The following is a 25,046-nucleotide window of genomic DNA, read 5'->3' as shown; positions in this document are numbered from 1 at the left end:
TGGATGGATTTGGATAAGTTCTATAAAGTTACGCCTGTTTTGAAAATAGCCAGCTCACGCACTTCATTCTGCTCGTTCCGGGTTTTTTGGCCGCTGGCGACATCAATGATATAGGAGATGAATTCCTCCAGCACATCGGCCATCGGCGTTTCCAGCAGCGGACCTGCGTTGAAGTCCATCCAGTGGCCTTTTTTGGCAAACAGATCGTTGTTGGTTGCCACCTTAACGGTAGGCACGAAGCTGCCGAACGGTGTGCCGCGGCCGGTAGTGAACAGCACAAGCTGGCAATCCGAAGCGGCGAGCGCAGAGGCGGCGACCAGATCATTGCCGGGAGCCTGCAGCAGGCTCAGCCCTTTTTTGCGCAGCTTCACGCCATACTGCAATACATCCACCACAGGCGACGATCCGGCCTTCTGCGTGCAGCCGAGCGATTTGTCCTCCAGTGTGCTGATGCCGCCGGCCTTGTTGCCGGGAGAGGGGTTCTCATAGACAGGTTCGCCGTAAGAGAGGAAATACTGCTTGAAGTTATTGATCAGCGATACGATATCTTCATAGACCTCCCGGCTCTCTGCGCGGGCCATCAGCACCTTCTCCGCACCGAACATTTCGGGTACCTCTGTCAGCACCGACGTTCCGCCCTGAGAGATAATGAAGTCAGAGAACGCACCCAGCAGCGGGTTGGCCGTAATGCCGGAGAATCCGTCGGAGCCGCCGCATTTCAGGCCGATATTCAGCTCACTTAGCGGCACCGGCTCACGGACATCATTCTCAGCAGCTACGTACAGCTCCTCCAGCAGCACAAGACCGGCTTCCAGCTCATTACCCACCTCCTGGGCCACCAGGAACTTCACCCGCGACTCGTCATAATCGCCCAGCATGCTGCGGAACTCGGAGACAATATTGTTCTCGCAGCCGAGGCCGAAGACCAGCACGCCACCGGCATTGGGATGGTTGACCGCGTCGAGTAGAATACTGCGGGTCATCCGGTGATCATCGCCAAGCTGGGAGCAGCCGTACGGGTGCTTCAGCACCGTTAAGTTGTCAAATCCGCCAAGACCGGGATGCTCGGCTTTGAATTCCTGAAGCATTTGTTCGGCAATGCCGTTCACACAGCCTACGGTTGGTATAATGAACAGATCATTGCGGATTCCGACCTTGCCGTTACTCCGCCGGTACCCCTGGAAGGTCAGATCACGGCGCGGATAGATCACCGGATGAACGTCAGGCACATACTCGTATTCTTCCTCGCCGGACAGATTGGTTTTGATATTATGCGTATGAATCCAGTCACCCGCCGCAATCGGAGCCGTGGCATGGCCGATCGGGGAACCGTATTTAGTAATGATATCTTCGCTGCTGAAATCAGTCAGGGCAATCTTATGACCCTGCGGAATATCCTGCGCTGCCCGCACCGTCAATCCGTCGATGACCAGTTCTTCCCCGGCCGCAATCGGCCGCAAGGCTACAGCTACCGTATCTCTCGGGTTCATCTTCATTAAGTTCTTCATGTTGGCCCTCCTAAAAGTTTGTCTTGCGGAAAATGGTTCAGCCGACGAGTTCCTGTAAGGCCGTGCGGGAATCCTCACGCTCCAGCCGTTCAAGGTGGGCGGTGATGGCGGCGCCCATTCCTGGAAGCAGGGTCAAATCCTGTCCCCAGAGGCTGGTGTCGCCAAGAATGGTATTCACGAAGCTAGACGGCTCGCTCCAGGCCTGATCGAACACGGCCAGCACTTCCGCACTGTCCTGCCGGGCAATCCGGTCTCCCCGGTAGCTGAGCAGCAGGGCAGCAAAGGCGAGCGTGATCCGCTCTGGAAGTCTGCCGCGTTCCTGCTGGTATCGCAGCATTACCGGAAGCAGGCGTGTCTTGAACTTGGAGATGCTGTTGAGCGAGATGGAGGTCAGCTCATGGCGGATGAACGGATTCCTGAACCGCTCCTGCACAGCACCGGCGTAAGACAACAGCTCCTCAGCGGGCAGATCCAGCATAGGAATCAGCTCTTCTTCAATCAATTGCTTCACGAAGCGGGAGAAGGTCCCGTCATTCATCACATCTTCAACGGTCTCAAGACCCGCGAGCAGACCCAGAGGGACCATAGCGGTATGCGGACCGTTCAGCAGATGAACCTTGCGCTCCCGGTATGCCGTCATATCAGGAGTCATCACAACATTTAGTCCTGCCTTGGCCAGCGGCAGACGCTCCGTCAGGGATTCAGGGCCTTCAATCACCCAGAAGAGAAAAGGCTCAGCTGTCGCCATAACCAGATCGGTATAACCGAGTTCAGCTTCCAGAGCAGCGGCCTGTTCATGCGGATAGCCCGGGACAATACGGTCTACCAGACTGCAGCAGAAGGTGTTCTCTGACTTCAGCCATTGCAGGAATTCCCCGCCCAGGCTCCAGTCGGCTGCGTAACGCTCTACGATCTCCTGCAATTTCTCGCCGTTGCGGTCAATCAGCTCACAGGGGATGATAACGAAGCCTTTTTTGCCAAGCTCAAACCGGCGGTAGAGCAGTGCGGTAAGCTTGCCCGGGAAGCTCACCGGAGGCGTGCTGTCCGCACGGTCACCGGGAAGATAGGCAATGCCGGCCTCGGTAGTATTGGAAGTAATGAATTCCAGATCATCATTCTCTGCGAGGGCAAGATAAGCTTCATAATCCATATATGGGTTAATCACCCGGCTGACAGAGCTGATAATCTCGCGGGAATTGACGGTCTCGTTGTCCATGATGCCGTTAAGCAGCACCGTATAGAGATTGTCTTGCTCAGCCATATGCTCGGCTACTCTGCCGACGGATTGGGCAATGGGCTGGACGATTACAGCGCTTCCGTTGAATAATCCCTGATTGTTCATTTGCTGCAGCTGCCAGTCAACGAAAGCACGCATGAAGTTGCCACCGCCGAATTGGATCATCCGTTCACGATGCAGGGGTAACCCCGGATGAGTGCTTCTGGATAAACGGTTTGTCATAATGGTCATGATCTCCTTTAACATACAAGATAATTTGCACACGTTAACATTTTATTTTGAACAGGATACGGATCACCTTCTCTTGTCCAGGAAGGCTCCGTACCCTGCAGAAAATAGCAGCTTGTCATCCGGCCGGGCTATCCACCCGCCACTGTATCCCGTACAACCAGCGAGGTCTTAACGAATAGCTGCTGCGGCAGGGTCTCCGGCTGCTGAAGCAGCTGGATCAGCATGGTCATGCCCAGCTCACTGATCTCTGCAATGGGCTTGCGGACGGTGGTCAGGGCAGGATTCGTATAGCGGGCGAACATGATATCGTCGAATCCGATCAGCGAGATCTGCTCCGGCACATCGACCTTGTGGGCATAACAGGCATTCATGGCGCCAATCGCCATATCGTCATTGGAGCAGAATACAGCCGTAGGCCGATCCTCCAGATTAAGCAGCCTGCTCATCGCCGCATATCCGCTCTCAATACTGTAATCTCCGGAGATGAAATACTCGGGATTCAGCGGAAGACGTCCGGCAATCAGGCTGTCCAGGAAGCCCTGCTTGCGTTCGCTTGAGGATTTGAAGCCGGGTTTGCCTTCAATAATAGCCAGCTTGCGGTGTCCTAGCTGAACAGCATGATCAATAGCTTCCTTGACACCTTCGCGGTCATTGGCCACAACATTCATAATGCTTGGGTCCTCCAGCTGGCGGTTCAGCACGACCAGCGGAATGCCCATCTTCTTCACATGATAGATGAAGGCATTGTCCTCATCGCTCTGGCTCATGACCAGAATGCCGTCGAAGCGCTGCGGCTGAATGTTGCTGTAATGCCGAACACCGTCTATCCCGTTGACCGTCAGATTATAGTTCTCGTCGAGAATATGCGTAATGCCCTTGATGGCATCCACCAGGAAGCTGGCCGATGTCCCCTGCTCAATACTGGAGAAGAACAGGCCGATGATGAAGGATCGCTTGGTGACCAGGCTCTTGGCACTGTAATTCGGCACATAGTTCATTTCTGCGGCGATCCGTTCAATCTTGTCCCGGGTGGCCTTCTTGATCAGCGGGTTGCCGTTCAGTGCCCTGGATACGGTAGTATGGGACACGCCGGCAACGCGGGCAATATCTTTGATGGTAATCATAGGTTCACTCCGGGAAAATAGAATTGTTAACGATTTCATTTTAGTTCTCCGGCAGCGTCAAGTCAATAGTTTAATGGAATGCACACGTTAATATTTTGTGAAAAATAATTGCAAAAACAGACCCGGATTCCGGTCCTGGGTCTGTCTTAAGCATAAGAAGGGGAGGCTTATTGAAAACGGCTTATTCTCAGCAGAGGAGCGGGAAACATCAGCTGTGGTTACGCTGGAATTTCGTGATGTCCCGGGCGTAATGCGAGGTGGTGCCGTCGTATCTTTTTAGCCGCACATACTCTTCGGAGAACTTCTCAACGACCCCGGTGCCTACCTGAGAGTACATCCCGTCGGGATCAAGCTGAAGTGCGGACACAAAGGTCTGTGACAGGGCGGCAACGAAAAAATCAATATTTTTAACAAGCGTCTGTGGCAAAAGTCCCAGTCCTTTCATCGGGTTATTCATCATATTTTACGACAGGCTGACGGTTTTGAACATAGGCTTAGCCTTGTGTATATATATCCAGCCGAAGAAAGTCACTCCGGGGAATATGACACAAGGCTGTCCGGTTTGGTATGTTACGATATACAAACAATGGGATGGAACAACATCAGCAGGAGGAATTGAAGAATGGCGGAACCCCTGAAAGCAATGTACAACAAGGAATTCTTGCACAGCTTCGGTATGAAAATTCATACCGTCTACGGTTCGTTTGAGGTGGAGCGCTTCGTTGCAGCAGCCATGAAGGAGCCTTGGGAGGAGCTGGAGCTTAAGGCGCGGATGCGGCGGATCACGGAGACGCTGGGCAGCTTCCTGCCCCCGGCCTATGAAGAAGCGCTGAGAATATTATATGCGATAGATAAAGACTGTGTCGGCTTCCCGTATCTGATCTTCCCCGACTTCGTTGAGGTATACGGGGGAAGCGGGGAGCATTGGGAGCTGTCGATGGAGGCGCTGGAACGGTTTACTGAGAAATCCTCAGCGGAATTTGCCATCAGGCCGTTCCTGCTGCGTGATCCGCAAGCAGTGATGGCCCGGATGCTGCTCTGGGCAGAGCATCCCAGCGAGCATGTCCGGCGGCTGGCCAGTGAAGGCAGCCGTCCCCGTCTGCCCTGGGGCCAGGCGCTGCCGATGTTCAAGCACGACCCGTCTCCGGTGCTGCCGGTGCTGGAGAAGCTGAAGGCAGATCCGTCCCGCTATGTGCGCAAAAGTGTTGCCAACCATCTGAATGATATCGCGAAGGATCACCCTGATATCGTTATAGCGACAGCCCGCCGCTGGAAGGGCGGTAATGAGAACACGGACTGGATCGTGCGGCATGGCTGCCGCTCGCTGATCCGTAAGGCAGATCCGCAGATTATGGAGCTGTTCGGCTATGCTCCCGAGGAGAGCGGCGCGCCACTTGTCTCCGCGGCTGTCCTCGCGGCTCAGCCGGCTGTGCTGAGGATCGGTGACAGCTGTGAGCTGCAATATACGCTCACCATCCGGGAGGGGGAGCCGGTGCGTATCCGCATCGAGTACGGGATCGACTTCGTGAAGGCCGCAGGCAAGACCTCGCGCAAGCTCTTCCTGTTATCCGACAAAACCGTCTCTGGAGGTTCCAGACTGAGCGGAACGCGGACGCACCGCTGGGCTGACCTGACCACCCGCCGTCATTATCCCGGCGGACATCAGATCACGCTGCTGGTGAACGGCCGGGAAGCTGCAAGCACATCTCTACTGCTTGAAGGCCAGGATGTGACTGTGAACATACAATAAGGCACAACAAAACGGATGCAGCGACAGCCCTCTGAGGACTGCCGCTGCATCCGCTTTTTGTTCCCTATATAAGAAGCACTAAAGAAAAAAACAAAAAGCAAAAGAAGCGGAGGGGAAATTTGGAACTGGAGGAGCGGTAGCGACCGCCTGAAAGCTTTCCGTAGGAAAGCTAGCATCGTAAGCATCAGCAGTCCCCGGATTTCCACCGTGAAGAGCGGAATAAATTAAGAAATCTGGGGACAACAGCGGCCGGAAGTCCAAATGTTCACCGCAGTGACGATGAAGCTTCAAGTTCAATACGTAAGTGCGTCAGTCCTTGATATTGCCCGCCATCTTAAGGCGTTTGGCAATTTCCTTGAATTCTTCTTCGGAGATCCCCGGTGCGAATTCCTCTTTGGACTCGGGAGCCTCAGGAATCGGCACGCCTTCAGGAACACCCTTGATCACCTCAAGCGGCAGGCCGTCCTCCGGATGGGTGCCTTTCCAGATCTGGTCAATGGAGCTGAAATCCTTATCGCTCCAGGTGTACAGCTTGGTGTGAACCCCTTTTTCCTCGTACTTTCTGGCTTCATTGAATGCCTTATTGTCAAGGGACGGAATCGGCACCAGCTTGGTTACGTTGACGCCGGTGGCAATCTCCAGTGCTTTGGCATAGGCAACCACATGAACGCCTCCGCGGACAAGGAGGAAGCCGACAACGGCGCGTGCAGCCGGATGGTCAGTCATTTCGTACACCTTCATCTTGTGTGTTCTCGCACCGCACTCCAGGAAGAAGTTATGCAGCAGATCCTCGACCAGATTCCCGCTGTTGAACACATTGGCTCCGGTCCACGGGTTGCCCATGGAATCGAATGGCATGGCACCCTGGGCTCCGGCCAGGAAGTGGTAGGACAGCCTTGCATCCTTGACCGCATCCAGCGGAGTGGAGTCGGGCTTCTTATATGCTGTTGAACCTCTAAGACATTTGTTCACAGCATGGGAGACCAGTTCGACATGGCCTAACTCCTCTGCAGTGATGCTCATCACCAGATCATAGAAGGGCTTCAGCTTCTCCTTGGAACGGAAGTTGAAGGATTGATACAGATAGTTGTTGAGGGTGGACATTTCACCAAATTTACCGCCAAGCAGCTCCTGTACAGCCGCAGCGGCGTTAGGGTCCGGTTTCTCAACGTCTGGGATTTCAATCATAATCTCATCCATACGTGTGAACATAATGATCATCTCCTCAGCAAAATAGGTGTGTTTATACTTGTCTATTTTACACCTATTTCCACTTCTTCAAACATCACCTCTCCTGTAGCTGCACATGCAGCCTGTGGTTATTCTCCGGTTCCTGTGCGGCCATTCCCAGGACATAACTCCTCATCCCGCTGGCGGGAGCCTTGTGCCAGAGCCGGTAGCCTTCTGTGGCAATCACGGCAGCATTGCCGGTGCCTGCAAAATAATTCTCGTTCAGCATTCCCACCACATCAGCCATCTCGCTGAGCTCAGACTCCGTATAATTGGCGTAAGCGGGGTCCTCTGCCAACCGGGCAAGACTGCGGGAAGCCGACCGTTTGCGGAAACTAGCTTCACTGTAGGCGCTGAAGCCAAGCAAATTCGGATCTGTCTGGCCTGTGGCTGCAGCCCAAGGCTCCATGCCTAATCGGGCTGTGCTGTAATCCAGCGTCTGACGGGCGGATGAGTAGCTTAAGAGTCCGTATTGATGGGGGAAAACCGATAATGCACTGCCCGCAATGTCATATATGCGGTTGCCGTCCTCCTGATATTCACTGATATCCTGAATATGAATATGTCCGCTAAGTGTAATTTGAATTCCATTGCGCATAAGGGCAGCAATCACCTGTTCGTTGTCCTCCACGGTGAAGCCTTCCTGAATGAAGTCGCTGTGATCCATCAGGCTGTGGTGCATGACCGCTACAATCTGCGCACCTTGGGATGCTGCCATCTCCCCGCACTTATCAATCCATTCCAGGGTATGGGCGCTTACTCTGCCTTCCAGCTGGGGATGGCCCAGGGCTGTGTTGTTCCCGTACTGTGCAGTATCCAGCATAAGCAGCCATAACTCCTCTGACGGGGCGGCCAGATAACTGAGCGAATCCTCGTCAGTCAGCAGGGCTTCCTGATAACCGAAGCTGCCATAGATCTTGCGGAACTCTTTGGCGCTAACGGAATCGGTAGCGTATTGGCGCTTATTCTGAAATTTCCGGGCCCAGGGATTCCGGATATCATGATTGCCTGGGATCACGTATACCCGCGTTCCGGTCTCCCGTTCAATCTTCTTCAGATGCCCGGCCAGGTCCTTGTGGCTGGCTTCTTCGCCGTTGTTGCTGAGATCCCCGCTGATGATGACGGCGTCCGGCTTGCGGATACCGATGTCATAACCCAGCGCTTCCAGCATCTCATTGCTGTATCCGAGCTGCTTGCCGTCTCCGGCAGCCAGGAACTGATGGAAGGCAGGTCCGAGATCCCTCAGGCTTTGCGATAAATAATGTGTATCGGTCGTTGCAAGAATACTAAGATCATGGCCGGATTGAATACGGTATTGCAGCTCATGCTGCGCTTCTTGTCCGCTGCAGGAGGAGAGCATCAGGAGCAGAAGGGGGAGTATGGCGTATTTACGGATAGTGATCATGACAGGACAACACCTCTTTTTCGCGGATAAAAACCCAAAAGGGGCGCTCTCCCCGGCCAACTTGCCCGAAGCGGAGCACCCCTGAACAGACCGGATTATTGTTTCACTTCAGTTACACCGGTTACCTTACCCTGGTCCGCTGCCGAATAGGTAGCCTGGTACTTGGCATCGGAGAAATACACATTGCCTTCGATAGTCGCATTCACTACGGCGAAGCCGTCCGCCTCCACATAGACATCACCCACAAAGGTGCCGCCCTGAATCCGGGCATTCTCACTGCGGATCGTTAATTTGGGCGCCGTGAGCTTGAAGGAATTCGTGATGTTGTGATCGGCATCCTGGGTATAGAGCGCGATTTTGCGGGCAGGCTCTTCCTTATTGATGAACTGTCCGTCTACCACAAGCTCCTCGGTGAAGGTCAGGTCGTTCAGGGTTGCTGCAATCCAGGTGCCGTCTTTGCTGATCGCTTTCTTGAAATCTTCCCCGTTATTGACCACCGAAGCCGAGGTTACAGCATCCGGGGCGTCTGTAGCGGCGGCGGTATTGCCTGGGTTTGCGGGCGTATTTGTATTTGCCGCGTTGTTGTTCGAGTTGCCGCATCCGAGCATCAGGGTCAGGGTGAATGCCGCAAGCAGTACTGCGATCTTTCTCATGTGAATAACCTCCTTGGGGTGTGTAATGCTTGAACGTGCTTTTGCTTTAAAATTAATATAGAATGATTAGTGCGGAATTAATGTGATGTATTTAACATTGGCAACATAATATTTACCGAGCGTTCTATAAATGGTAAAATAGACCCCGAAAGGAGCATGATCATGGCGAGAAGCAAAGAATTTGACATTGATGATGTTTTGCTCAAGGCAATGAATATTTTCTGGCAGCAGGGTTACGAAAAAACCTCGATGCAGGATCTTGTAGCCGGCATGGGAATTCACAAGCGAAGCATGTATGATACCTTTGGAGACAAGCATACCTTATATATAAAAGCGTTGGAGCGGTTTGCATCCATTCAGAGTTCACGGCTGGAGAGCCGTATCGAAGGGATTACCTCCGCCAGAGCTGCGCTCCGCCTCTTATTTGAGGCAACGATCCTTAGAGCTGAAGCGGAACCAAAAGGCTGCATGCTGGTGAATACGGCAGTTGAGCTGTCGAACCATGATCCGGAAGCGGCTGCCAGAGCCAATGAGGCCTTCCTGAACACTGAAGGTCTGATAGAACGGCTGATCCTGCACGGGCAGGAAGCCGGGGAGCTCTCCTCCCGTTACGAGGCTGCGGCGCTTGCCGCTTACCTGCATAATGCCCTTGTCGGACTGCGGGTGATGGTCAAGGCCACCAGGGATAAAGACAAGCTCCAGACAATTGTTGACACTACGCTTGCCGTGCTGGAATAACACTGCCGTAATAGTATGAACGCGCCTGCTGCGAATTATCCAATTTATATTTCAGATTACCAGCAGGCTCTGAGGTGTATTTGTACTTCAATATCGCGTTTGTTTGGATTACAATATGATTTCGGACGATTGTTATGCCCGTCAGGAGGGAACGCGAGGAATGGCTAAGCAGAAATACTATGTTGTATGGGAAGGCAAGCAGCCTGGAGTCTACAGCACATGGGCGGAATGCCAGGCGCAGACAGATCATTATACCGGAGCGAAATATAAGTCCTATGAGAGCAAAGCGGCTGCGGATACGGCCTTCAAGGCAGGCTGGAAGGGTAACTGGGGCACAGGTGCTGCGTCCTCCGGTGCGTCCGGCAAGAGCAAGACAGCCCGGACCTGGAGCCGGAGTGCAGGTGTCGAGACCTCTGAAGAGATTGATTATGACAGCATCTCGGTGGATGTCGGAACCCGGGGGAACCCCGGACCTGTGGAATACAAGGGTGTGGATACACAGACCGGGGACGTTATTTTCTCCTGTGGTCCGATCCGCAAGGGGACGAATAACCTCGGAGAGTTCTTGGCGATTGTTCATGCGCTGGCTCTGCTTAAGCAAGAAGGCAGCAGCAAAACGGTCTATAGTGATTCGGTAAATGCGATGAAATGGGTCAAGCAGAAGAAGGTAGCCACAACCTTGCCCCGCGACGCGTCTACAGAGGAGATCTGGGTACTGATTGACCGGGCGGAGAGCTGGCTGCGGAGCCATACCTATGACAACAAGGTGCTGAAATGGCAGACGAAGGTATGGGGAGAGATCAAGGCGGACTATGGCCGCAAATAAGTTCCTCTTATTTTGGTTAATAACAGATAATGAAACAATACTAACCGTAGAGTATGTGGGAGGAGAATAGGATGTTTGGGAATGATTGGGATGAGGTGCTGCAGGAGGAGACGCAGAAGCCTTATTTTGAGGAATTGCGGTATGCCCTGGCACGTGAGTACAAGCAGTATACGGTCTATCCCCCGAAGGACAAGCTGTTCTCGGCGCTGAAGCTGACGCCTTACAGTAAGACCCGGGTAGTCATTCTGGGACAGGACCCGTATCACGGCGCGGGACAAGCGCATGGCCTAAGCTTTTCGGTAGAGCCTGGTGTACGGATTCCGCCGTCTTTGCGCAATATCTATGCCGAGCTGCATAGTGATCTCGGGGTGGCGGTGCCGAATCACGGATCTCTGCTGCATTGGGCGGAAGAAGGGGTGCTGCTGCTTAATGCAGTGCTGACGGTACGGGAAGGCCAGCCGAACTCGCATAAGGGTCTGGGCTGGGAGACCTTCACGGATGCGATTATGGAGAAGCTGAATGAGCGCACGGAACCGATGGTGTTCATCCTGTGGGGCAGTCATGCCCAGCTCAAGGGAGCGGCGATCGACCGCAGCAAACATAAGGTTATCCAGTCTACACATCCGAGTCCGTTCTCTGCGCACCGCGGATTTCTTGGCAGCCGTCCGTTCTCGCAGGCGAACCAGTATCTGGAGCAGCATGGGCTTACAGGCATAGACTGGTCCATACCGAACGTATAAGCAGCACAGGCACAGCGAAGGGGGTGGAGCCATGAAGCATTGGGTAGGCAGACCGGTCATTATGTACTGCGGGGAGCAGCCATATACGATCATGAAAGGCGTTCTGCGCAGATGGGATCTTGCAGCTTCGGTAGCCGTCATCGGGCATCAGGAGATTGCCGTCCCTTTTCGCGATATAGTGTATATCAAAGCCCTGGCTCCCAAAGAGAGGGCGTTGCCCCCGGTTCTCCATTCCGTAGGATACATAATGAGAGAACGCCAGCAGTTTGACAATGCCGTCTATTTCAAATCAGCGGTTACCGTCTGGAGAGGGGAGCAGCTGGTTGCGCTTAATGCGACCATCGTCGCCCATACCAAAGGTGCGGTTACGCTGCGTGACGGCCAGAACCTGCCTAAGGGCAACCACATCTTCGTGGTCCGCTCCTTGCGGGGCTGAGATACCGGCGCGGAGGTATTACCACATGCAGCAAGGCGGGCAGGTCTCTATATCGGAGACCTGCCCGCCTTTTCGATTTAACATGGATGAATGCGGTGGAAGAAGCGCTGATTTGAGCATGAACGTGAATGACCCCAGGTGATGCTACTTAGAGCATGAGCGCGAGAGGCCCGCTGTAATGATACCAGAAATTAGTTGGATTTTGTCCACTTGCTGATGAACGAATGGCCGCGTCTGGAACAGCAGTTGGAAAAACAGCACTTAAATAGTCACATTTCACCCAAGTTAGCAAAAACCAATAGAATTAGATGCCGTTTATCCACTTGCTTCCGGGTAATCCTCCGAAATGGGCAAATTAGGATACGTTTATCCACTTGCTTACATAGGTGGCGATCCGCACTCAGCAGCCCCGACCTCGGCAATCCCATGTCGGTCCGCACTAGCCTCCGCCCCGGCAATCCCCGTGTCGGTCCGCACACAGCAGCCTCCACCCCGGCAATCCCATGTCGGTCCGCACTCAGCAGCCCCCACCTAAGCAATCTCCCCAGGCGGTCCGCCAGAGAACGTGTTACACCTTATCCTCCTTGGTGATCTCAATCTCAATCCCCGGCGGAGCGCCGGACTCGGCAACGGCCTGGTCCACACGTTCCGCGACAATGATCTCGTAAATACTCATGAAGAGGATTTTGAGAATCATATATACCGGCAGCGCAATGAGCACGCCGATAATACCATAGAAGTCGCCGCCTACCAGTACAAGCACAACGGTTGTCAGCGGATGGACATCCAGTGACTTTCCGTAGATGATCGGAGACAGCACATTATCCTGAATCTGTTGCGCGATCAGAACGACAACCAGCGACCAGATAGCCATCGAAGGGGATTCAATGAACCCTACGATAATAACGGGAACCGCCGCCAGCAGTGAACCGACATAAGGAATAAAGTTCAGCGGAATGGAGATTACGGCCAGCAGGAGCGAATAAGGCAGGCCGATCAGCAGGAATCCGATGTAGAGCAAGATGCCCAGCACCACATTGAGCAAGACCCGCGTAACGATGAAGCCGCTGAGCGCAGTGTCGATAGCCTTCAGGATATCCTGGCCTTCCTTGCGGTATTTTCTCGGGACCAGACCCTGAAGAATCGGCGATAGCTTGTGGCCATCCTTCAGCATGTAATAGAGAAGGATCGGCAAGGTTGCGATAACCACCACAATGCTGGAGACGACTGAGATGAGATTGGACATCGAATTGGTTACCCAGTTAATAGCCTCATTCAGATAATCGGTCAGGCGTGTGGTCATATCCGTGTCGCCCTTGAAGAAGCGGGAGAGTGACGGATCATTCTGCAGCTTGTTGAACTGATTCTGTATACCCTCTACCAGAAAAGGCGTATTGTCGATGAAATTCTGGATCTGCTCGCGCAGTGTCGGCCAGACCAGCACCCAGAATAGGACGAACAGCCCGGCAAACACCAGATAAATCAGCAGAACGGCGAGCCCGCGGTTGATTTTTTTGGTCCCCAGGTAATTGACGAGCGGCCGCAGCAGATAGAACATGAAGCCTGACAGCATCATCGGTACGAGCAGCAGATTAATGATAGATACGAGCGGCGTGAATAGAAAAATGACCTTGGAGCCCAGATACAGAATCGTCAAAAAGGCGATAATGGCCAGGCAGGTCCGGAAATACTTGCTTTGAAGCACAGCAGCCCCCCTGTCTCTTAAGATAGTTTATGTATACGTATCTTTATAACCGAATTAGAAGAGATTGATTCACTTCGGGCCATAACCCCGCCAGGTTCAAGCCTCAGGCAGAGTGGTAATACCAAGATTACAGGAGGGATGCCGAGTGCCTACATTGGTATTGGGGATTTTTGGACACCGGAGTGATGCTGCGCTTGCAATCGAAGAATTGAAGGAGAATGGAATGAAGGCCAAGCATATATCCGCAGTCACGAAGCAGAAAAATACACTGGAGATCATCAGCCATGATACCGGAATTGGCGCTGCACAAACGGGGCTGGGGAACGGGGGCTTGTTCGGTACAGCCCGCGGCCTTGGAGTGGGGCTGGATATGGTGGCCGATTCTGCGGTCGCCGCAGGTCCGGCAGCACGCAAGCTGGCGGGGGCAGAGCTGGAGACAGATAGTCTTGCGGTCAGTCTGATCGGGATAGGAATTCCGCAGGAGGACGCAGAGGCCTATGCCAGACATGCTAATCTGGAGCATATTATTGTGATCGTTCTCCTCTCCGATGAGGAGCTGCGGGAGAGTGTCGAGGTTATTTTTGCGAAGCATAATGTAATACCACTGGGTTCAGACTAACCAGAGATCAGCGCAGCCGGCGGGACTTTCGTCGGGCTGTTTTTTTTGTGCGCGACTGCACGAACAGAAACGGGTCCAGACCCGTGCCTACCTGTCCGCCGGTTTCCTTGGTCACCTGCTTGGCTTTAACCAGTGAGAGAAAGGCGAACAGTTCCCCGAGAACACCGAAGCCGGCGGAAATAATCGCATAATCCTCAGCACTGAGCTCCTCGGTTTCCAGGAGTCCGTCACTGTCTGCTCCTGCGTTGTTGTAATTGCCGCCGGCATTGTTGCCAATGCCGCCTGCGCTGCCGTATCCATTGTTCCTGTTGTAGGCCATCTCCTGTTCACCCGCTTTTCCCCATATGTAATATAAATATGTCGCGGACTGCCGTTATGAAATAGGCGAATAGGAGGTAATTTGCTGCCCACGCCCGGAATGAACCGGAATGATCCGGGATGAAATGAGCAATAATGAGCATGGATGCGCCAATGCTTACGGAATTAAGCAGGAAGGTCTTCAAACGAAAGTGAAATTGAAGCCTTTTGAGGGAGGGGAATAAGTATAAAAAAGCTCTTTACAGCTTATGAAAACGCTGTTACAATCATAAATGAGCATAACCGATCAATAATAGTCACGAATGACTGTTAACCAGTCCATCTTATAATCCAACTCAAATAGACGATGTGTATATAGGAATCCGGCAGCGGTTAGCTGCACATCCTAAGGAGTGAGCTGCATGTATGAAGAGGAACGCAAGCGGATGATTCTGCAGTATATCGAGATGCATACAAGAGCCTCTGTTCAGGAGCTGGGCCAGGAGCTGTCCGTCTCTGAATCCACCATCCGCCGGGATCTGCGGGAGCTGGAGGAAGCGCGGCTGCTGAAGCGCACGCATGGCGGGGCGGTGTCTCTGCAGAGTGTGAACTATGAAGCGGCTGTTCCCGATAAGGAAGACCGGTTCCTGGAGGAGAAGCTGCGGATTGCACGCAAGGCTGTAGAGATGATAGAGGAAGGCGATGCGATTCTTCTGGACGGGGGAACCACCACTCTGCACATTGCCCGGGCGCTGAAATCGTTCCGTGATCTCAAGGTAATCACCAACTCGATCATGGCGCTTAATGAGCTGAAGGATTGCCGCCATATCGAGGTTTCGATTACAGGGGGGATGCTGCGGCCGGACACACTGGCTTTTGTCGGACCGATGACGGAACGCTCGCTGGATATGGTACGGGTTGACAAGGCATTCCTGGGGACCAACGGGCTGGATATACGCGAAGGCATCACGACGCCGAACATGCTGGAAGCCGCCACCAAGCGCAAGATGATCGCTGTGGCGAAACAGACGATCCTGCTGGCAGACCATAGCAAGATCGGGCAAATCTCCTTCTGCAAGGTTGCGGATCTGACGGAGATGGACCACTGTATTCTCGACACGGATACCCCGGACAGCTTCCGCCGGCAGCTTGACAAGTTGGACGTTGATTATACGTTGGTGTGATTGGATCGCAAGACAAACATTATAAATGAGGGATGAATGATGATTTACACTGTGACACTTAATCCTTCCGTCGATTACATCGTGGAGGTTGAAGAGCTTACACTAGGCGGGCTCAACCGGATGAAGCGGGATATGAAGCTGCCCGGCGGGAAAGGAATCAACGTATCCCGTGTACTGAAGCAGTTAGAGGTTGAGAATACGGCAACCGGGTTCCTGGGCGGCTTCACGGGGGGATACATTGAGACCTGGCTGCGCCAGGAGGGGATATCCTCCGATTTCGTTCCTATAGAGGATGACACACGGATCAATATCAAGCTTAAGGCCGGTCAGGAGACGGAGATTAACGGGGCCGGGCCTGTGATTACGGAGTCTGAGACTGCTTCTCTGCTGCACAAGCTGGATGCTCTGAAGCCGGGGGATATTGTGATCCTGTCGGGGAGTACGCCACCTTCGCTTGGCGGAGATTTCTATAGCAGGCTGATTACGGTATGCAAGCAGAAGGGCGCGGAGTTTGTCATTGACACCACCGGGCAAGCGTTGCAGGATGCTCTGCCCCAGGGACCGCTGCTGGTTAAGCCGAATCACCATGAGCTGGCTGAACTGTTCGGCGTTCAGATCCGCACTAGGGAGGAGATCATTACTTACGGACGCAAGCTGCTGGAAGGCGGTGCCAAGCATGTGCTGGTCTCCATGGCTGGTGAAGGCGCATTGTTTATTTCGGAGCAGGGAGTCTACCATGCCAGCGCTCCTGCAGGCCAGGTGAAGAATTCAGTGGGTGCGGGTGATTCGATGATTGCCGGGTTCGTGGGCACCTTGTCACTGACGGGGAACGTGCTGGAAGCCTTCCGGGCCGGTGTTGCTTCAGGGAGTGCGACAGCGTTCTCCGATGATCTGGCAGACAGGGCGCTCATTGAACAGCTTCGGCCGCTGATTGTAATGTCTCCGCTATGAATTACAAAGGTAAGAAGTTCAAGTACATTCGGGGAGTTGAGCATTTATGAAAATTACAGATTTGATGATCCAGGACACAATGATCATGGAGCTGCAGGCTACGACCAAGGAAGCCGCCATCGACGAGCTGATTGCAAGTCTCTCGGCCAGCGGACGCATTAATGATGCGAAGCTGTTCAAAGATAAAATTCTGGACCGTGAAGCCCAGTCCAGTACAGGAATCGGCGGGGGCATTGCGATGCCTCATGCCAAGACTACAGCCGTTAACGAAGCCACGGTGGTCTTCGCCAAGAGCAGCGCCGGAATCGACTTCGCTTCTCTGGATGAAGCACCGGCTCACTTGTTCTTCATGATCGCCGCACCGGACGGAGCTGGAAATATGCACCTGCGGACACTCGCAGCATTGTCCAGGCTGCTCATTGAAAGCGAGTTCATCGAACAGCTTATGGGAGCCAGGACTCCTGCTGAAGTGACCGCCTTGTTCGATGCCAAGCAAGCGGAGGCAGAAGCCCAGGCCGAAGCGGAAGCCAAGGCATCTGCTGTGAAGGCTGCACCGAAAGCCGCCGCTCAGGCGCCGGAACCGGCACGGATGATTACAGGGAATCCGGATTCACAGAGCTTCGTGGTTGCTGTGACAGCGTGTCCTACAGGAATTGCCCATACCTTCATGGCAGAAGATGCCCTTAAGAAGAAGGCCAAGGAGATGGGAGTTAATATCCGTGTCGAAACCAACGGCTCGGAAGGTGCGCAGAATGTGCTGACGGCGGACGAGATCGCCCGGGCCAGCGGAGTCATTATTGCCGCCGACAAGAACGTGGAGATGGAGCGCTTCAACGGTAAGCCGGTACTCCAGCGCCCGGTAAGTGACGGTATCCGTAAGTCAGAGGAATTGATCCGCATCGCTGTCAAAGGAGACGCGCCGATCTACCGCGGCTCCGGCCGCAATGAAGAGGGGACAGCGTCCGTGAAGTCCGGTTCTATTGGAAGCAAAATCTACAAGGACCTGATGAACGGCATCTCGCATATGCTGCCGTTCGTGGTCGGCGGAGGTATTCTGCTGGCTATCTCATTCCTGATTGAACAGGTTGCCGGTGTGGATAATCCGCTGGTTAAGCTGCTCCAGACCATCGGGGGCGGTGACGGAGCCTTCCACTTCCTGATTCCCATTCTTGCCGGATTCATCGCGATGAGCATTGGTGACCGCCCTGCGCTTATGCCGGGTATGGTCGGCGGGATTATGGCCCTGAATGCCAACGCCGGATTCCTGGGCGGCCTGGCTGCCGGATTCCTGGCCGGTTATGTCGTAATTATGCTTCGCAGAGCCTTCTCCGGTCTGCCTCGTACCCTGGACGGTCTGAAGCCGATCCTTCTGTATCCGGTGTTCAGCCTGCTGATTACCGGGGCAGTCATGTTATATCTGCTCAATCCGGTATTCAGCTGGATCAATACAGGGATGATAGATACGCTGAATCACCTGGGCACAGGCAACAAGGTTCTGCTGGGCCTGGTGCTTGGCGGTATGATGGCCATTGATATGGGCGGCCCGTTCAACAAAGCGGCTTATACCTTCGCTATCGGCGTATTCGCCTCCAGCGGCAACACGAACGGACTGATGATGGCTGCTGTTATGGCCGGAGGGATGGTGCCTCCGCTGGCGATTGCACTGGCTACCTCATTCTTTAAGAACAAATTCACCGAGACTGAACGTAAATCCGGTTTAACGAATTATGTACTGGGCTTGTCGTTCATCACTGAGGGAGCAATTCCGTTCGCTGCGGCAGATCCGCTGCGGGTGCTCACCTCCTGCATCATCGGTTCAGCGGTGGCCGGCGGACTTACCCAATTGTGGAATCTCAATGTTCCCGCACCGCATGGCGGGGTATTCGTAGCCTTCCTGTCCAACAATGCGGCGCTGTTCCTGCTGGCCGTAATCATCGGTTCCGTCATCTCCGGGCTGATGCTGGGACTCTGGAAGAAGCCGATTGCGGTCAAATAATGGATCATGTCTATCCCCGGAACCGCCGGGAAGCAGAGAATTTCATCTGTTTCCCGGCGGTTTCTTTGCTTGCCACTCCATTTTACTGTCGTATTTCGGTATAATCAGAAGTATACATACAGAGAAGGTAAAGGAGAATGCGAAATGATTCTGCACAGAGGTGAAGTCTTGTTCCGGCAGGGAGATGGCGGCCAAAACCTGTTCAAGGTCAAGAGCGGGCTGTTCAAGGTCACGAGACTGCATGAGAACGGGAACATGGTACTGTTCAACCTGCTATACCCGGGTGAGACGGTCCCGCATCATTCCCTCATTTCGCCGAAGGAGGCGCATGGCACAGCAGTGGCGATGATGAAAAGTGAAGTCGAGCTCATTCCGGCTGCGGAGTGGTACCGCGAGCTGCGGGAGGACCCCGATAAGGTGATGGAGGTCGCCCTCCTGCTTCAGGAGAAGGTCCGGTTCATGCAGACGAGGCTCGACCATCTCACGGTTGGAACGCCGGGGGAGCGGATGGCCCTGCTGACCCGCTGGCTGACTGAATATTCACATGGCGCCCAGCTAACAGATCTGCTGACACAGGAAGAGATCGGACAACTGATCGGTGTCCGCCGCGAGACTGTTAACCGTCTGCTAAGGCATCAGGGCTGATTGCCCATTTTTGCTGGAAACTGTTTAGAATGGCCCCTCCGCGTGGTATAATCTATTCAGAACATATCAAACTAAAGAAAGGATCAGGATACCATGTGTCCCCGAAGGACGATTCCCCAAAGGACGATTTGGAAACGTTATGATCTGTCTTACACTTAGCTTCCCTGTAGAATGTGCGCGAATCGTTGTTCATTGACGAGGCCGTCTCTGCGAGGGAAGGGGAGTATTGTATGCGAAGGAGCAACACCTCCGGTTTAACCCGTCGTAGAGGCTGGTGGGACGTCTAGCCGCCATTTACGATAAGGGGAGACCGAGTATGAGGAAACAAGACAGTGGCATGGGTTTGCCGCTTCGACTAGCTGTTATTTTGTCTGGAACATTATTGCTTGCATTTACGTATTATCACATCAATTATCAGAACCACTTGACCGAAGGCGGATTCGTAGGTTTGTCGCTGCTAGGCAAGTATGTACTGGGGATTTCGCCATCACTAACCATTCTGGTCCTGGACATTCCAGTACTCTTAATCGCAATCATCTTCAAAGGAAAATCCTTCGTGGTGAACACGTTCATCTCCGTCATAGCCTTCACGGTATTCTACGGACTGATGGAACGTTATTCCGGATGGGTGATTGATCTGCAGGATAACTTGCCGGTTGCGGCACTGTTGTCCGGTGTACTGACAGGTCTTGGAGCGGGAATGGTCCTGCGAGGCGGCGGGGCGAGCGGCGGTGACGATATTCTGTCGCTGCTGATCAGTGAGTGGAAGGGAATTAAGGTGGGAACCGTATTTATCCTGATGGATGTAATCGTACTGGCATTGTCCCTTTTCTATATGCCTGTAAGAGAAACCTTGTATACAGTGATGGCTGTAGTAGTCGCCGGTTATGTAATCACTTTTACAACTTCTCTGGGCAGACCGAAGCGGGTCAAAGCACCGAAGATTCAGTCCGCACTAGCCAAGACTCAGGATAACAAGGTTAATGTAAACAATGCAGTGTAAACTCCGTAATACGCGGGGATGATCAAAGGTCAGCGGACCTTAAGTCCGGCTGGTCTTTTTTTTGTGAAAAACCTGCCGAAACGGTACCATCCCCGCAACACATAAGCTTCCTGTTCGTTACAGCTTCACCGCAGACAGCAGCAGGAACATCGGACGCCGGGTCTCCTCCTGCCAGGCTGCATTCTTCTCCAGCATTTCAGGCGTAGGCTGCAGCTCCGATATTCGCTTCAAGGTGAAGCCGGAATCCATCAGCGTATTGAGGTAGGTGGCGGTGGTCCGGTGGTATTTGGCCACTTCATGATCGAGGAAGTTGGCCTGCCGCAGCCCCTCCAGATGATAGTTGTCCACAGGCCAATGCTGCTTCTGCCCGTCCGGGCTGTAGTGCCAATCCTGCGCAGCCAGCGCGGTGTAGACCGGATGCTCGGCCGAGAATACGAAGGCTCCTCCGGGCTTCAGGCAATACTGCACCTGGCGGCAGAGACTGCCGAAGTCTTCAATATAGTGAATCGCCAGCGAGCTGATAACGGTATCATATTGATCTGCGCTGAAAGCGGCATCCTCAATCGCCAGCTGAAGATACTCAATCTTCGGATCGCTGGTCATGGCTCTAGCGCGCTCCAGCATATTGGCGGAGAGATCTATGCCCACCACAGAAACAGCTCCCTGCTCCCGGGCATACCGGCAGTGCCAGCCGAAGCCGCAGCCGAGATCCAGTACCCGCTGGCCTGACAGCTCAGGCAGCATCCCGCGGAAGGTATCCCATTCTCCGGCAGACTCCAGTCCGCCCGTGGAGCGCGGCATTAAGCTGTAATTCTCAAAGAAACCCGAGTCATCATATTTATTCTGCTTCATTACACTGAACCTCCCAATCGCTCACTTCTTATAGAAAGTATATCGCACATCGGGCCGGAACGCAGGTACAGTATTGCTCTATTTGCTGCGGGTCCGGTAGCGGAGAATCAGAAGGACAACCATGGACACAACTGCCAGCGACAGGGAATTGGTGATCAGAAAAGCAAGTCCAACCCCCTGCGCGGCCAATTGAACCGCATAAGCTTCCATTAGTAGGATGCCCAGCAGCATCAGCAGGTAGGACTTCAGGCTAAGGTCTGCGACAGACTTGGTCTTGATTATCTGTACAATCTGTGGAATCCAGCCTACAGAGAGTATAATGCCGCCAATCAGCTGCATAACCGTGAATACCATGCGTACACCCCGCTAATCTTCTTTTAGTATGATGTATGCTCCGGGAGCAATAGTGGTTCTGCCGGGAAAATTGTAAGTTTCAGAAATAGCTGTGGATGTTTACAGTTATTAAGAAGACCAATCAAAGGAGGATAACCATGGAGCTGTTGACCATTGTCAAAGCAATTATATTGGGAATTGTAGAAGGCCTTACCGAATTTGCTCCGGTATCCTCGACGGGCCACATGATCATCGTGGATGATATGTGGCTCAAATCCCAGGAGTTCCTGGGAAAGTATACGGCGAACACGTTCAAAGTAGTGATTCAGCTCGGCTCCATTCTGGCGGTAGTGATCATCTTCCGTAACCGGTTCATTGATCTGCTCGGGCTGAAGAGATTAAGCCGCAAGGAACTGGCAGTAGTCCCTGAAGGACAGCCCCCGGCACCTGCCGAAGGCCGGCTGAAGCTGGCTCAGGTCATTGTAGGACTGATTCCTGCCGGAATCTTCGGTTTCCTGTTAGAGGATTATATTGATGAACATCTGTTCTCCACCTCTACCGTGCTGATTGGACTTGTGGTCGGGGCTATATTTATGATCTGTGCCGACCGGTTTGCACCCAGAATCACCACCACAGAGAGTGTCGATCAAATTACATATAGGCAGGCGCTATCGGTCGGATTGATCCAGTGTATCTCCCTGTGGCCGGGCTTCTCGCGTTCGGGCTCGACGATCTCAGGCGGTGTTCTGTTGGGCATGAGCCACCGGGCGGCGGCCGATTTCACCTTCATTATGGCCGTGCCTATTATGGCCGGAGCCAGCCTGATCTCCCTGCTGAAGAACTGGCAGTACTTCACGCTGGACGCCTTGCCGTTCTTCGTTGCCGGCTTCATCAGCGCCTTCGTGTTCGCGCTGGTGTCGATGCGTTTCTTCCTGAAGCTGATCAACCGGGTCAAGCTGCTGCCCTTCGCGATCTACCGGATTGTACTTGCAGGTGTGGTATACCTGGTCTGGTTCTGATTCGGGCGGTACGGACAGCTTAAGCTGCACCTCCTTCGTGGAGAGTGCGGCTTTTTGCTGTTCCGCTATAGGGAATCTGTATAACTGGAATCGCCGGAATCTGTTGCCGGGCGCGGGATCCGTGCAGTAAGATGGCATCAGATTAAGGGTTACAGGCATAAGCGAAAGAACAATATAAGAGGAGTGGACACCTATGAGCAAGGGATTAAAGACAAGCAGCCTCGGTTATCCGAGAATCGGCAAGAACCGTGAATGGAAGAAACTGCTGGAAGCCTATTGGGCCGGTAAAATTGATGAGCAGAGCTTCCGCTCGCAGATGGAGGAGATTCAGCTTCAGCATTTGCAGACCCAGCAGCAGGCCGGAATTGATCTGATTCCTGTGGGGGACTTCACTTTCTATGATCATGTACTGGATACTGCCGCGATGTTCGGTATAGTACCGGAGCGCTACGGATATAAGGGCGGCGAGATTCCGCTTGACCTATACTTTGCCATGGCCCGCGGGAATGCCGGGGCTACAGCCTGCGAGATGACCAAATGGTTCAATACGAATTACCATTACATCGTTCCCGAGATCGGCAGTCTAACCCCTGCGCTGACAGAGAATAAGCCGCTGGCCGCTTACCGTTTCGCCAAAGAGCGGGCAGGCATCGAGGGCAAACCGGTTATAGTCGGACTTTATACCTTCCTTAAGCTGTCCAAAGGCTTCCCGGCCGCAGACATCGCAGCCGTTGCTGCACGTTTCCTCCCGCTGTATGTACAGCTGCTGCAGGAGCTGCAGGCAGAGGGAGTCGCCTGGGTACAGATTGATGAACCGGCGATAGTGACCGGCTTGACCGCAGAGGAGATCGCTCTCTTGGAGAACATCTACGGCGGCATCAGCGCCGCTGTGCCAGGCCTTAACATTATGCTGCAGACGTATTTCGAAGCTGCGGAGCCGCTTGAAGCGCTGCTCGCACTGCCGGTGCAGGGGATTGGCCTTGATCTCGTCCATGACGGCGGCAAGAATCTGGAGTCGGTTGCACGCCTGGGCTGGCCGCAGGATAAGACGCTCGGCGCCGGTATTCTTGACGGCCGCAACATCTGGCGGGCAGATATTGATGCCAAGCTGGAGCTCGTTGCCAAGCTGCAGCAATATGTGCCTCAGGAGCGGCTGATTCTCCAGCCAGCCTCCAGCCTGCTGCATGTTCCGGTCACGGTTGAAGGAGAGGCTAAGCTCAAGACAGCGGTTAAGAATGCCTTGGCGTTCGCCAATGAGAAGCTTGCGGAGCTGGTGCTTATTGCGGCAGCCGCAAGCGAAGGGAAAGAGCGTTACGCCGCTGAGCTGGACCGCAGCCGTGAGGTGCTGGCTGTATTCCGCGCCCTTCCAGAGCGCGGGCGTGAGGATGTAGCAGAGCAGGTGCGTTCCCTGGCACAGCTGCCGGACCGCCGCAGCCTTCCCTTTGCAGAGCGCGTCAAGGTTCAGCAGGAGAAGTGGCGCCTGCCGCTGCTGCCGACAACAACCATCGGCAGCTTCCCGCAGACCGCCGAAGTCCGCCAGGCCCGCCTGAAATGGCGTAAGGGAGTCTGGAACCAGGAGCGTTATGACTTGTTCATCAAGCGCCAGATTGCCGAAGCCATTACCCTTCAGGAGGAGCTTGGTCTGGATGTGTTGGTACACGGTGAATTCGAGCGCACGGATATGGTGGAGTTCTTCGGAGAGAAGCTGGCCGGTTATCTCTTCACCGCAGGCGGCTGGGTTCAGTCGTATGGCTCACGCTGCGTGAAGCCGCCGGTTATCTATGCCGATGTTGCTTTTATCGAGCCGATGACCGTCAAGGAAAGTCTATATGCCCAGTCGCTGACGAAGCTGCCTGTCAAGGGAATGCTGACCGGTCCAGTCACAATCCTGAACTGGTCGTTTGTCCGGGACGATCTCAGCCGCGAGGCGGTGGCGGGACAAATCGCCCTTGCCCTGCGCCACGAAGTATCTGCACTGGAGGAGGCAGGCATCGAGATGATCCAGGTCGACGAGCCGGCCATCCGCGAAGGCTTGCCGCTGAAGGCGAGAGATCACGAATACTACCTGAACTGGGCGGTGAAGTCCTTCCGGACGGCCACGAACCATGTCAAGGATACGACCCAGGTGCACACCCATATGTGCTACAGCGAATTCAATGACATGATCGGTTCGATCTCGGCCATGGATGCGGATGTGATCTCGATTGAGACCTCGCGCAGCCATGGGGAGCTGATCGTCAGCTTCGAGGAGCAGGAGTATGATAAAGGCATCGGACTCGGTGTGTATGATATCCACAGTCCGCGCGTACCTGTTGTAGAGGAGATGACTTCGGCTATCGAACGTGCGCTGCGCGTGCTGGATGTCCAGCAGTTCTGGATTAATCCCGACTGCGGACTGAAGACGCGGGGCTGGGAGGAGACTACAGCGGCACTGCGCAATATGGTGAAGGCTGCGGTTCTGGTAAGAGAGAAGAACGGTGCGGTTAGCCGTTAAAAAGCTATAAGCAGTGGACGGCTGCTTAAGGGTACAGAAAAACCACTGCAAACGGGATGACATCCCGGTT

At 53.9% G+C, this 25,046-nt stretch carries 24 protein-coding genes; 13 read left to right on the top strand and 11 right to left on the bottom strand.

Annotated features, from left to right (window positions below):
• Positions 1-20: 20 nt before the first annotated feature.
• The 4 genes from KDC22_RS22145 to KDC22_RS22130 form a co-directional block, all read right to left on the bottom strand.
• Entirely contained in the window at positions 21-1,508 is a 1,488-nt protein-coding gene (locus tag KDC22_RS22145) for a UxaA family hydrolase (protein WP_211720325.1), read from the bottom strand.
• 37 nt (positions 1,509-1,545) lie between these two features.
• The gene (locus KDC22_RS22140; RefSeq protein WP_211720324.1) at positions 1,546-2,967 is read right to left on the bottom strand and encodes a tagaturonate reductase; all 1,422 of its coding nucleotides are present in this window, start codon (positions 2,965-2,967) and stop codon (positions 1,546-1,548) included.
• 137 nt (positions 2,968-3,104) lie between these two features.
• A complete protein-coding gene (locus KDC22_RS22135; RefSeq protein ID WP_173129762.1) occupies positions 3,105-4,100 on the bottom strand; it encodes a LacI family DNA-binding transcriptional regulator in 996 nt (331 codons plus the stop codon).
• A 208-nt stretch (positions 4,101-4,308) separates the two neighbouring features.
• A complete protein-coding gene (locus tag KDC22_RS22130) occupies positions 4,309-4,560 on the bottom strand; it encodes a hypothetical protein (protein ID WP_246552857.1) in 252 nt (83 codons plus the stop codon).
• A 162-nt stretch (positions 4,561-4,722) separates the two neighbouring features.
• On the opposite strand from KDC22_RS22130, the gene KDC22_RS22125 reads away from it, so the two are divergent.
• Positions 4,723-5,850 carry a DNA alkylation repair protein gene (locus KDC22_RS22125; protein WP_211720323.1) on the top strand — a complete coding sequence of 376 codons (1,128 nt, stop codon included), beginning with the start codon at positions 4,723-4,725 and terminating at the stop codon, positions 5,848-5,850.
• 309 nt (positions 5,851-6,159) lie between these two features.
• On the opposite strand, the gene KDC22_RS22120 is transcribed toward KDC22_RS22125, so the two are convergent.
• From KDC22_RS22120 to KDC22_RS22110, 3 genes are all read right to left on the bottom strand, one after another.
• Positions 6,160-7,062: a manganese catalase family protein gene (locus tag KDC22_RS22120; RefSeq protein ID WP_173129759.1), complete on the bottom strand. Its 903-nt coding sequence runs from the start codon at positions 7,060-7,062 to the stop codon at positions 6,160-6,162.
• 73 nt (positions 7,063-7,135) lie between these two features.
• A complete protein-coding gene (locus tag KDC22_RS22115) occupies positions 7,136-8,485 on the bottom strand; it encodes a metallophosphoesterase (protein WP_211720322.1) in 1,350 nt (449 codons plus the stop codon).
• 95 nt (positions 8,486-8,580) lie between these two features.
• Complete coding sequence (locus KDC22_RS22110; RefSeq protein WP_211720321.1) at positions 8,581-9,138, bottom strand: hypothetical protein; 558 nt, start codon at positions 9,136-9,138, stop codon at positions 8,581-8,583.
• Positions 9,139-9,300: 162 nt separating this feature from the next.
• On the opposite strand from KDC22_RS22110, the gene KDC22_RS22105 reads away from it, so the two are divergent.
• The 4 genes from KDC22_RS22105 (at position 9,301) to KDC22_RS22090 (ending at position 11,878) form a co-directional block, all read left to right on the top strand.
• Entirely contained in the window at positions 9,301-9,876 is a 576-nt protein-coding gene (locus KDC22_RS22105) for a TetR/AcrR family transcriptional regulator (RefSeq protein WP_211720320.1), read from the top strand.
• Between the two features lie 160 nt (positions 9,877-10,036).
• Complete coding sequence (gene rnhA, locus KDC22_RS22100; protein ID WP_173129755.1) at positions 10,037-10,702, top strand: ribonuclease H; 666 nt, start codon at positions 10,037-10,039, stop codon at positions 10,700-10,702.
• A gap of 71 nt (positions 10,703-10,773) precedes the next feature.
• Complete coding sequence (locus KDC22_RS22095) at positions 10,774-11,442, top strand: uracil-DNA glycosylase (protein ID WP_211720319.1); 669 nt, start codon at positions 10,774-10,776, stop codon at positions 11,440-11,442.
• Between the two features lie 31 nt (positions 11,443-11,473).
• The gene (locus KDC22_RS22090; RefSeq protein ID WP_211720318.1) at positions 11,474-11,878 is read left to right on the top strand and encodes a hypothetical protein; all 405 of its coding nucleotides are present in this window, start codon (positions 11,474-11,476) and stop codon (positions 11,876-11,878) included.
• Positions 11,879-12,446: 568 nt separating this feature from the next.
• Here KDC22_RS22090 and KDC22_RS22085 read toward each other — a convergent pair.
• Positions 12,447-13,583, bottom strand: a complete 1,137-nt coding sequence (locus KDC22_RS22085; protein ID WP_173129748.1) for an AI-2E family transporter — start codon at positions 13,581-13,583, stop codon at positions 12,447-12,449.
• 145 nt (positions 13,584-13,728) lie between these two features.
• On the opposite strand from KDC22_RS22085, the gene KDC22_RS22080 reads away from it, so the two are divergent.
• Complete coding sequence (locus tag KDC22_RS22080) at positions 13,729-14,202, top strand: general stress protein (protein ID WP_173129744.1); 474 nt, start codon at positions 13,729-13,731, stop codon at positions 14,200-14,202.
• Positions 14,203-14,209: 7 nt separating this feature from the next.
• On the opposite strand, the gene KDC22_RS22075 is transcribed toward KDC22_RS22080, so the two are convergent.
• Positions 14,210-14,521, bottom strand: coding sequence for a hypothetical protein (locus KDC22_RS22075; RefSeq protein WP_211724288.1), 312 nt, complete (start codon positions 14,519-14,521; stop codon positions 14,210-14,212).
• A 400-nt stretch (positions 14,522-14,921) separates the two neighbouring features.
• On the opposite strand from KDC22_RS22075, the gene KDC22_RS22070 reads away from it, so the two are divergent.
• The 5 genes from KDC22_RS22070 to KDC22_RS22050 all read left to right on the top strand — a co-directional run bounded on the left by KDC22_RS22070 (position 14,922) and on the right by KDC22_RS22050 (position 20,278).
• The gene (locus tag KDC22_RS22070; protein ID WP_211720317.1) at positions 14,922-15,683 is read left to right on the top strand and encodes a DeoR/GlpR family DNA-binding transcription regulator; all 762 of its coding nucleotides are present in this window, start codon (positions 14,922-14,924) and stop codon (positions 15,681-15,683) included.
• Between the two features lie 39 nt (positions 15,684-15,722).
• Positions 15,723-16,634, top strand: coding sequence for a 1-phosphofructokinase (gene pfkB / locus KDC22_RS22065; protein ID WP_211724137.1), 912 nt, complete (start codon positions 15,723-15,725; stop codon positions 16,632-16,634).
• A 46-nt stretch (positions 16,635-16,680) separates the two neighbouring features.
• Positions 16,681-18,630, top strand: coding sequence for a PTS fructose transporter subunit IIABC (locus KDC22_RS22060; protein WP_211720316.1), 1,950 nt, complete (start codon positions 16,681-16,683; stop codon positions 18,628-18,630).
• Positions 18,631-18,774: 144 nt separating this feature from the next.
• Positions 18,775-19,275, top strand: a complete 501-nt coding sequence (locus tag KDC22_RS22055) for a Crp/Fnr family transcriptional regulator (protein WP_173129734.1) — start codon at positions 18,775-18,777, stop codon at positions 19,273-19,275.
• 316 nt (positions 19,276-19,591) lie between these two features.
• The gene (locus tag KDC22_RS22050; protein WP_173129731.1) at positions 19,592-20,278 is read left to right on the top strand and encodes a YitT family protein; all 687 of its coding nucleotides are present in this window, start codon (positions 19,592-19,594) and stop codon (positions 20,276-20,278) included.
• Positions 20,279-20,395: 117 nt separating this feature from the next.
• On the opposite strand, the gene KDC22_RS22045 is transcribed toward KDC22_RS22050, so the two are convergent.
• Entirely contained in the window at positions 20,396-21,130 is a 735-nt protein-coding gene (locus KDC22_RS22045) for a class I SAM-dependent methyltransferase (RefSeq protein WP_211720315.1), read from the bottom strand.
• A 78-nt stretch (positions 21,131-21,208) separates the two neighbouring features.
• Positions 21,209-21,484, bottom strand: a complete 276-nt coding sequence (locus KDC22_RS22040) for a PQ-loop domain-containing transporter (RefSeq protein ID WP_173129727.1) — start codon at positions 21,482-21,484, stop codon at positions 21,209-21,211.
• A 137-nt stretch (positions 21,485-21,621) separates the two neighbouring features.
• On the opposite strand from KDC22_RS22040, the gene KDC22_RS22035 reads away from it, so the two are divergent.
• Both KDC22_RS22035 and metE read left to right on the top strand, forming a co-directional pair.
• Positions 21,622-22,482: an undecaprenyl-diphosphate phosphatase gene (locus KDC22_RS22035; RefSeq protein ID WP_173129725.1), complete on the top strand. Its 861-nt coding sequence runs from the start codon at positions 21,622-21,624 to the stop codon at positions 22,480-22,482.
• A 193-nt stretch (positions 22,483-22,675) separates the two neighbouring features.
• Entirely contained in the window at positions 22,676-24,976 is a 2,301-nt protein-coding gene (metE, locus tag KDC22_RS22030; RefSeq protein WP_211720314.1) for a 5-methyltetrahydropteroyltriglutamate--homocysteine S-methyltransferase, read from the top strand.
• The last annotated feature ends 70 nt before the right edge of the window (positions 24,977-25,046 follow it).

Origin of the sequence: Paenibacillus tritici (assembly GCF_018207515.1) — a bacterium.
In the GTDB taxonomy this organism is placed as follows: Bacteria; Bacillota; Bacilli; order Paenibacillales; family Paenibacillaceae; genus Paenibacillus_AQ; species Paenibacillus_AQ tritici.
Note: the sequence above shows the minus strand (reverse complement) of the source record. Positions and strands in the feature narration are given on the sequence as shown.

What these genes read in the sequence shown, in the direction of transcription:
- KDC22_RS22145 (WP_211720325.1), bottom strand. Translation starts at nt 1,508, where the DNA reads ATGAAGAACTTAATGAAGATGAACCCGAGAGATACGGTAGCTGTAGCC.
- KDC22_RS22140 (WP_211720324.1), bottom strand. Translation starts at nt 2,967, where the DNA reads ATGACAAACCGTTTATCCAGAAGCACTCATCCGGGGTTACCCCTGCAT.
- KDC22_RS22135 (WP_173129762.1), bottom strand. Translation starts at nt 4,100, where the DNA reads ATGATTACCATCAAAGATATTGCCCGCGTTGCCGGCGTGTCCCATACT.
- KDC22_RS22130 (WP_246552857.1), bottom strand. Translation starts at nt 4,560, where the DNA reads ATGATGAATAACCCGATGAAAGGACTGGGACTTTTGCCACAGACGCTT.
- KDC22_RS22125 (WP_211720323.1), top strand. Translation starts at nt 4,723, where the DNA reads ATGGCGGAACCCCTGAAAGCAATGTACAACAAGGAATTCTTGCACAGC.
- KDC22_RS22120 (WP_173129759.1), bottom strand. Translation starts at nt 7,062, where the DNA reads ATGTTCACACGTATGGATGAGATTATGATTGAAATCCCAGACGTTGAG.
- KDC22_RS22115 (WP_211720322.1), bottom strand. Translation starts at nt 8,485, where the DNA reads ATGATCACTATCCGTAAATACGCCATACTCCCCCTTCTGCTCCTGATG.
- KDC22_RS22110 (WP_211720321.1), bottom strand. Translation starts at nt 9,138, where the DNA reads ATGAGAAAGATCGCAGTACTGCTTGCGGCATTCACCCTGACCCTGATG.
- KDC22_RS22105 (WP_211720320.1), top strand. Translation starts at nt 9,301, where the DNA reads ATGGCGAGAAGCAAAGAATTTGACATTGATGATGTTTTGCTCAAGGCA.
- rnhA (WP_173129755.1), top strand. Translation starts at nt 10,037, where the DNA reads ATGGCTAAGCAGAAATACTATGTTGTATGGGAAGGCAAGCAGCCTGGA.
- KDC22_RS22095 (WP_211720319.1), top strand. Translation starts at nt 10,774, where the DNA reads ATGTTTGGGAATGATTGGGATGAGGTGCTGCAGGAGGAGACGCAGAAG.
- KDC22_RS22090 (WP_211720318.1), top strand. Translation starts at nt 11,474, where the DNA reads ATGAAGCATTGGGTAGGCAGACCGGTCATTATGTACTGCGGGGAGCAG.
- KDC22_RS22075 (WP_211724288.1), bottom strand. Translation starts at nt 14,521, where the DNA reads ATGGCCTACAACAGGAACAATGGATACGGCAGCGCAGGCGGCATTGGC.
- KDC22_RS22070 (WP_211720317.1), top strand. Translation starts at nt 14,922, where the DNA reads ATGTATGAAGAGGAACGCAAGCGGATGATTCTGCAGTATATCGAGATG.
- pfkB (WP_211724137.1), top strand. Translation starts at nt 15,723, where the DNA reads ATGATTTACACTGTGACACTTAATCCTTCCGTCGATTACATCGTGGAG.
- KDC22_RS22060 (WP_211720316.1), top strand. Translation starts at nt 16,681, where the DNA reads ATGAAAATTACAGATTTGATGATCCAGGACACAATGATCATGGAGCTG.
- KDC22_RS22055 (WP_173129734.1), top strand. Translation starts at nt 18,775, where the DNA reads ATGATTCTGCACAGAGGTGAAGTCTTGTTCCGGCAGGGAGATGGCGGC.
- KDC22_RS22050 (WP_173129731.1), top strand. Translation starts at nt 19,592, where the DNA reads ATGAGGAAACAAGACAGTGGCATGGGTTTGCCGCTTCGACTAGCTGTT.
- KDC22_RS22045 (WP_211720315.1), bottom strand. Translation starts at nt 21,130, where the DNA reads ATGAAGCAGAATAAATATGATGACTCGGGTTTCTTTGAGAATTACAGC.
- KDC22_RS22040 (WP_173129727.1), bottom strand. Translation starts at nt 21,484, where the DNA reads ATGGTATTCACGGTTATGCAGCTGATTGGCGGCATTATACTCTCTGTA.
- KDC22_RS22035 (WP_173129725.1), top strand. Translation starts at nt 21,622, where the DNA reads ATGGAGCTGTTGACCATTGTCAAAGCAATTATATTGGGAATTGTAGAA.
- metE (WP_211720314.1), top strand. Translation starts at nt 22,676, where the DNA reads ATGAGCAAGGGATTAAAGACAAGCAGCCTCGGTTATCCGAGAATCGGC.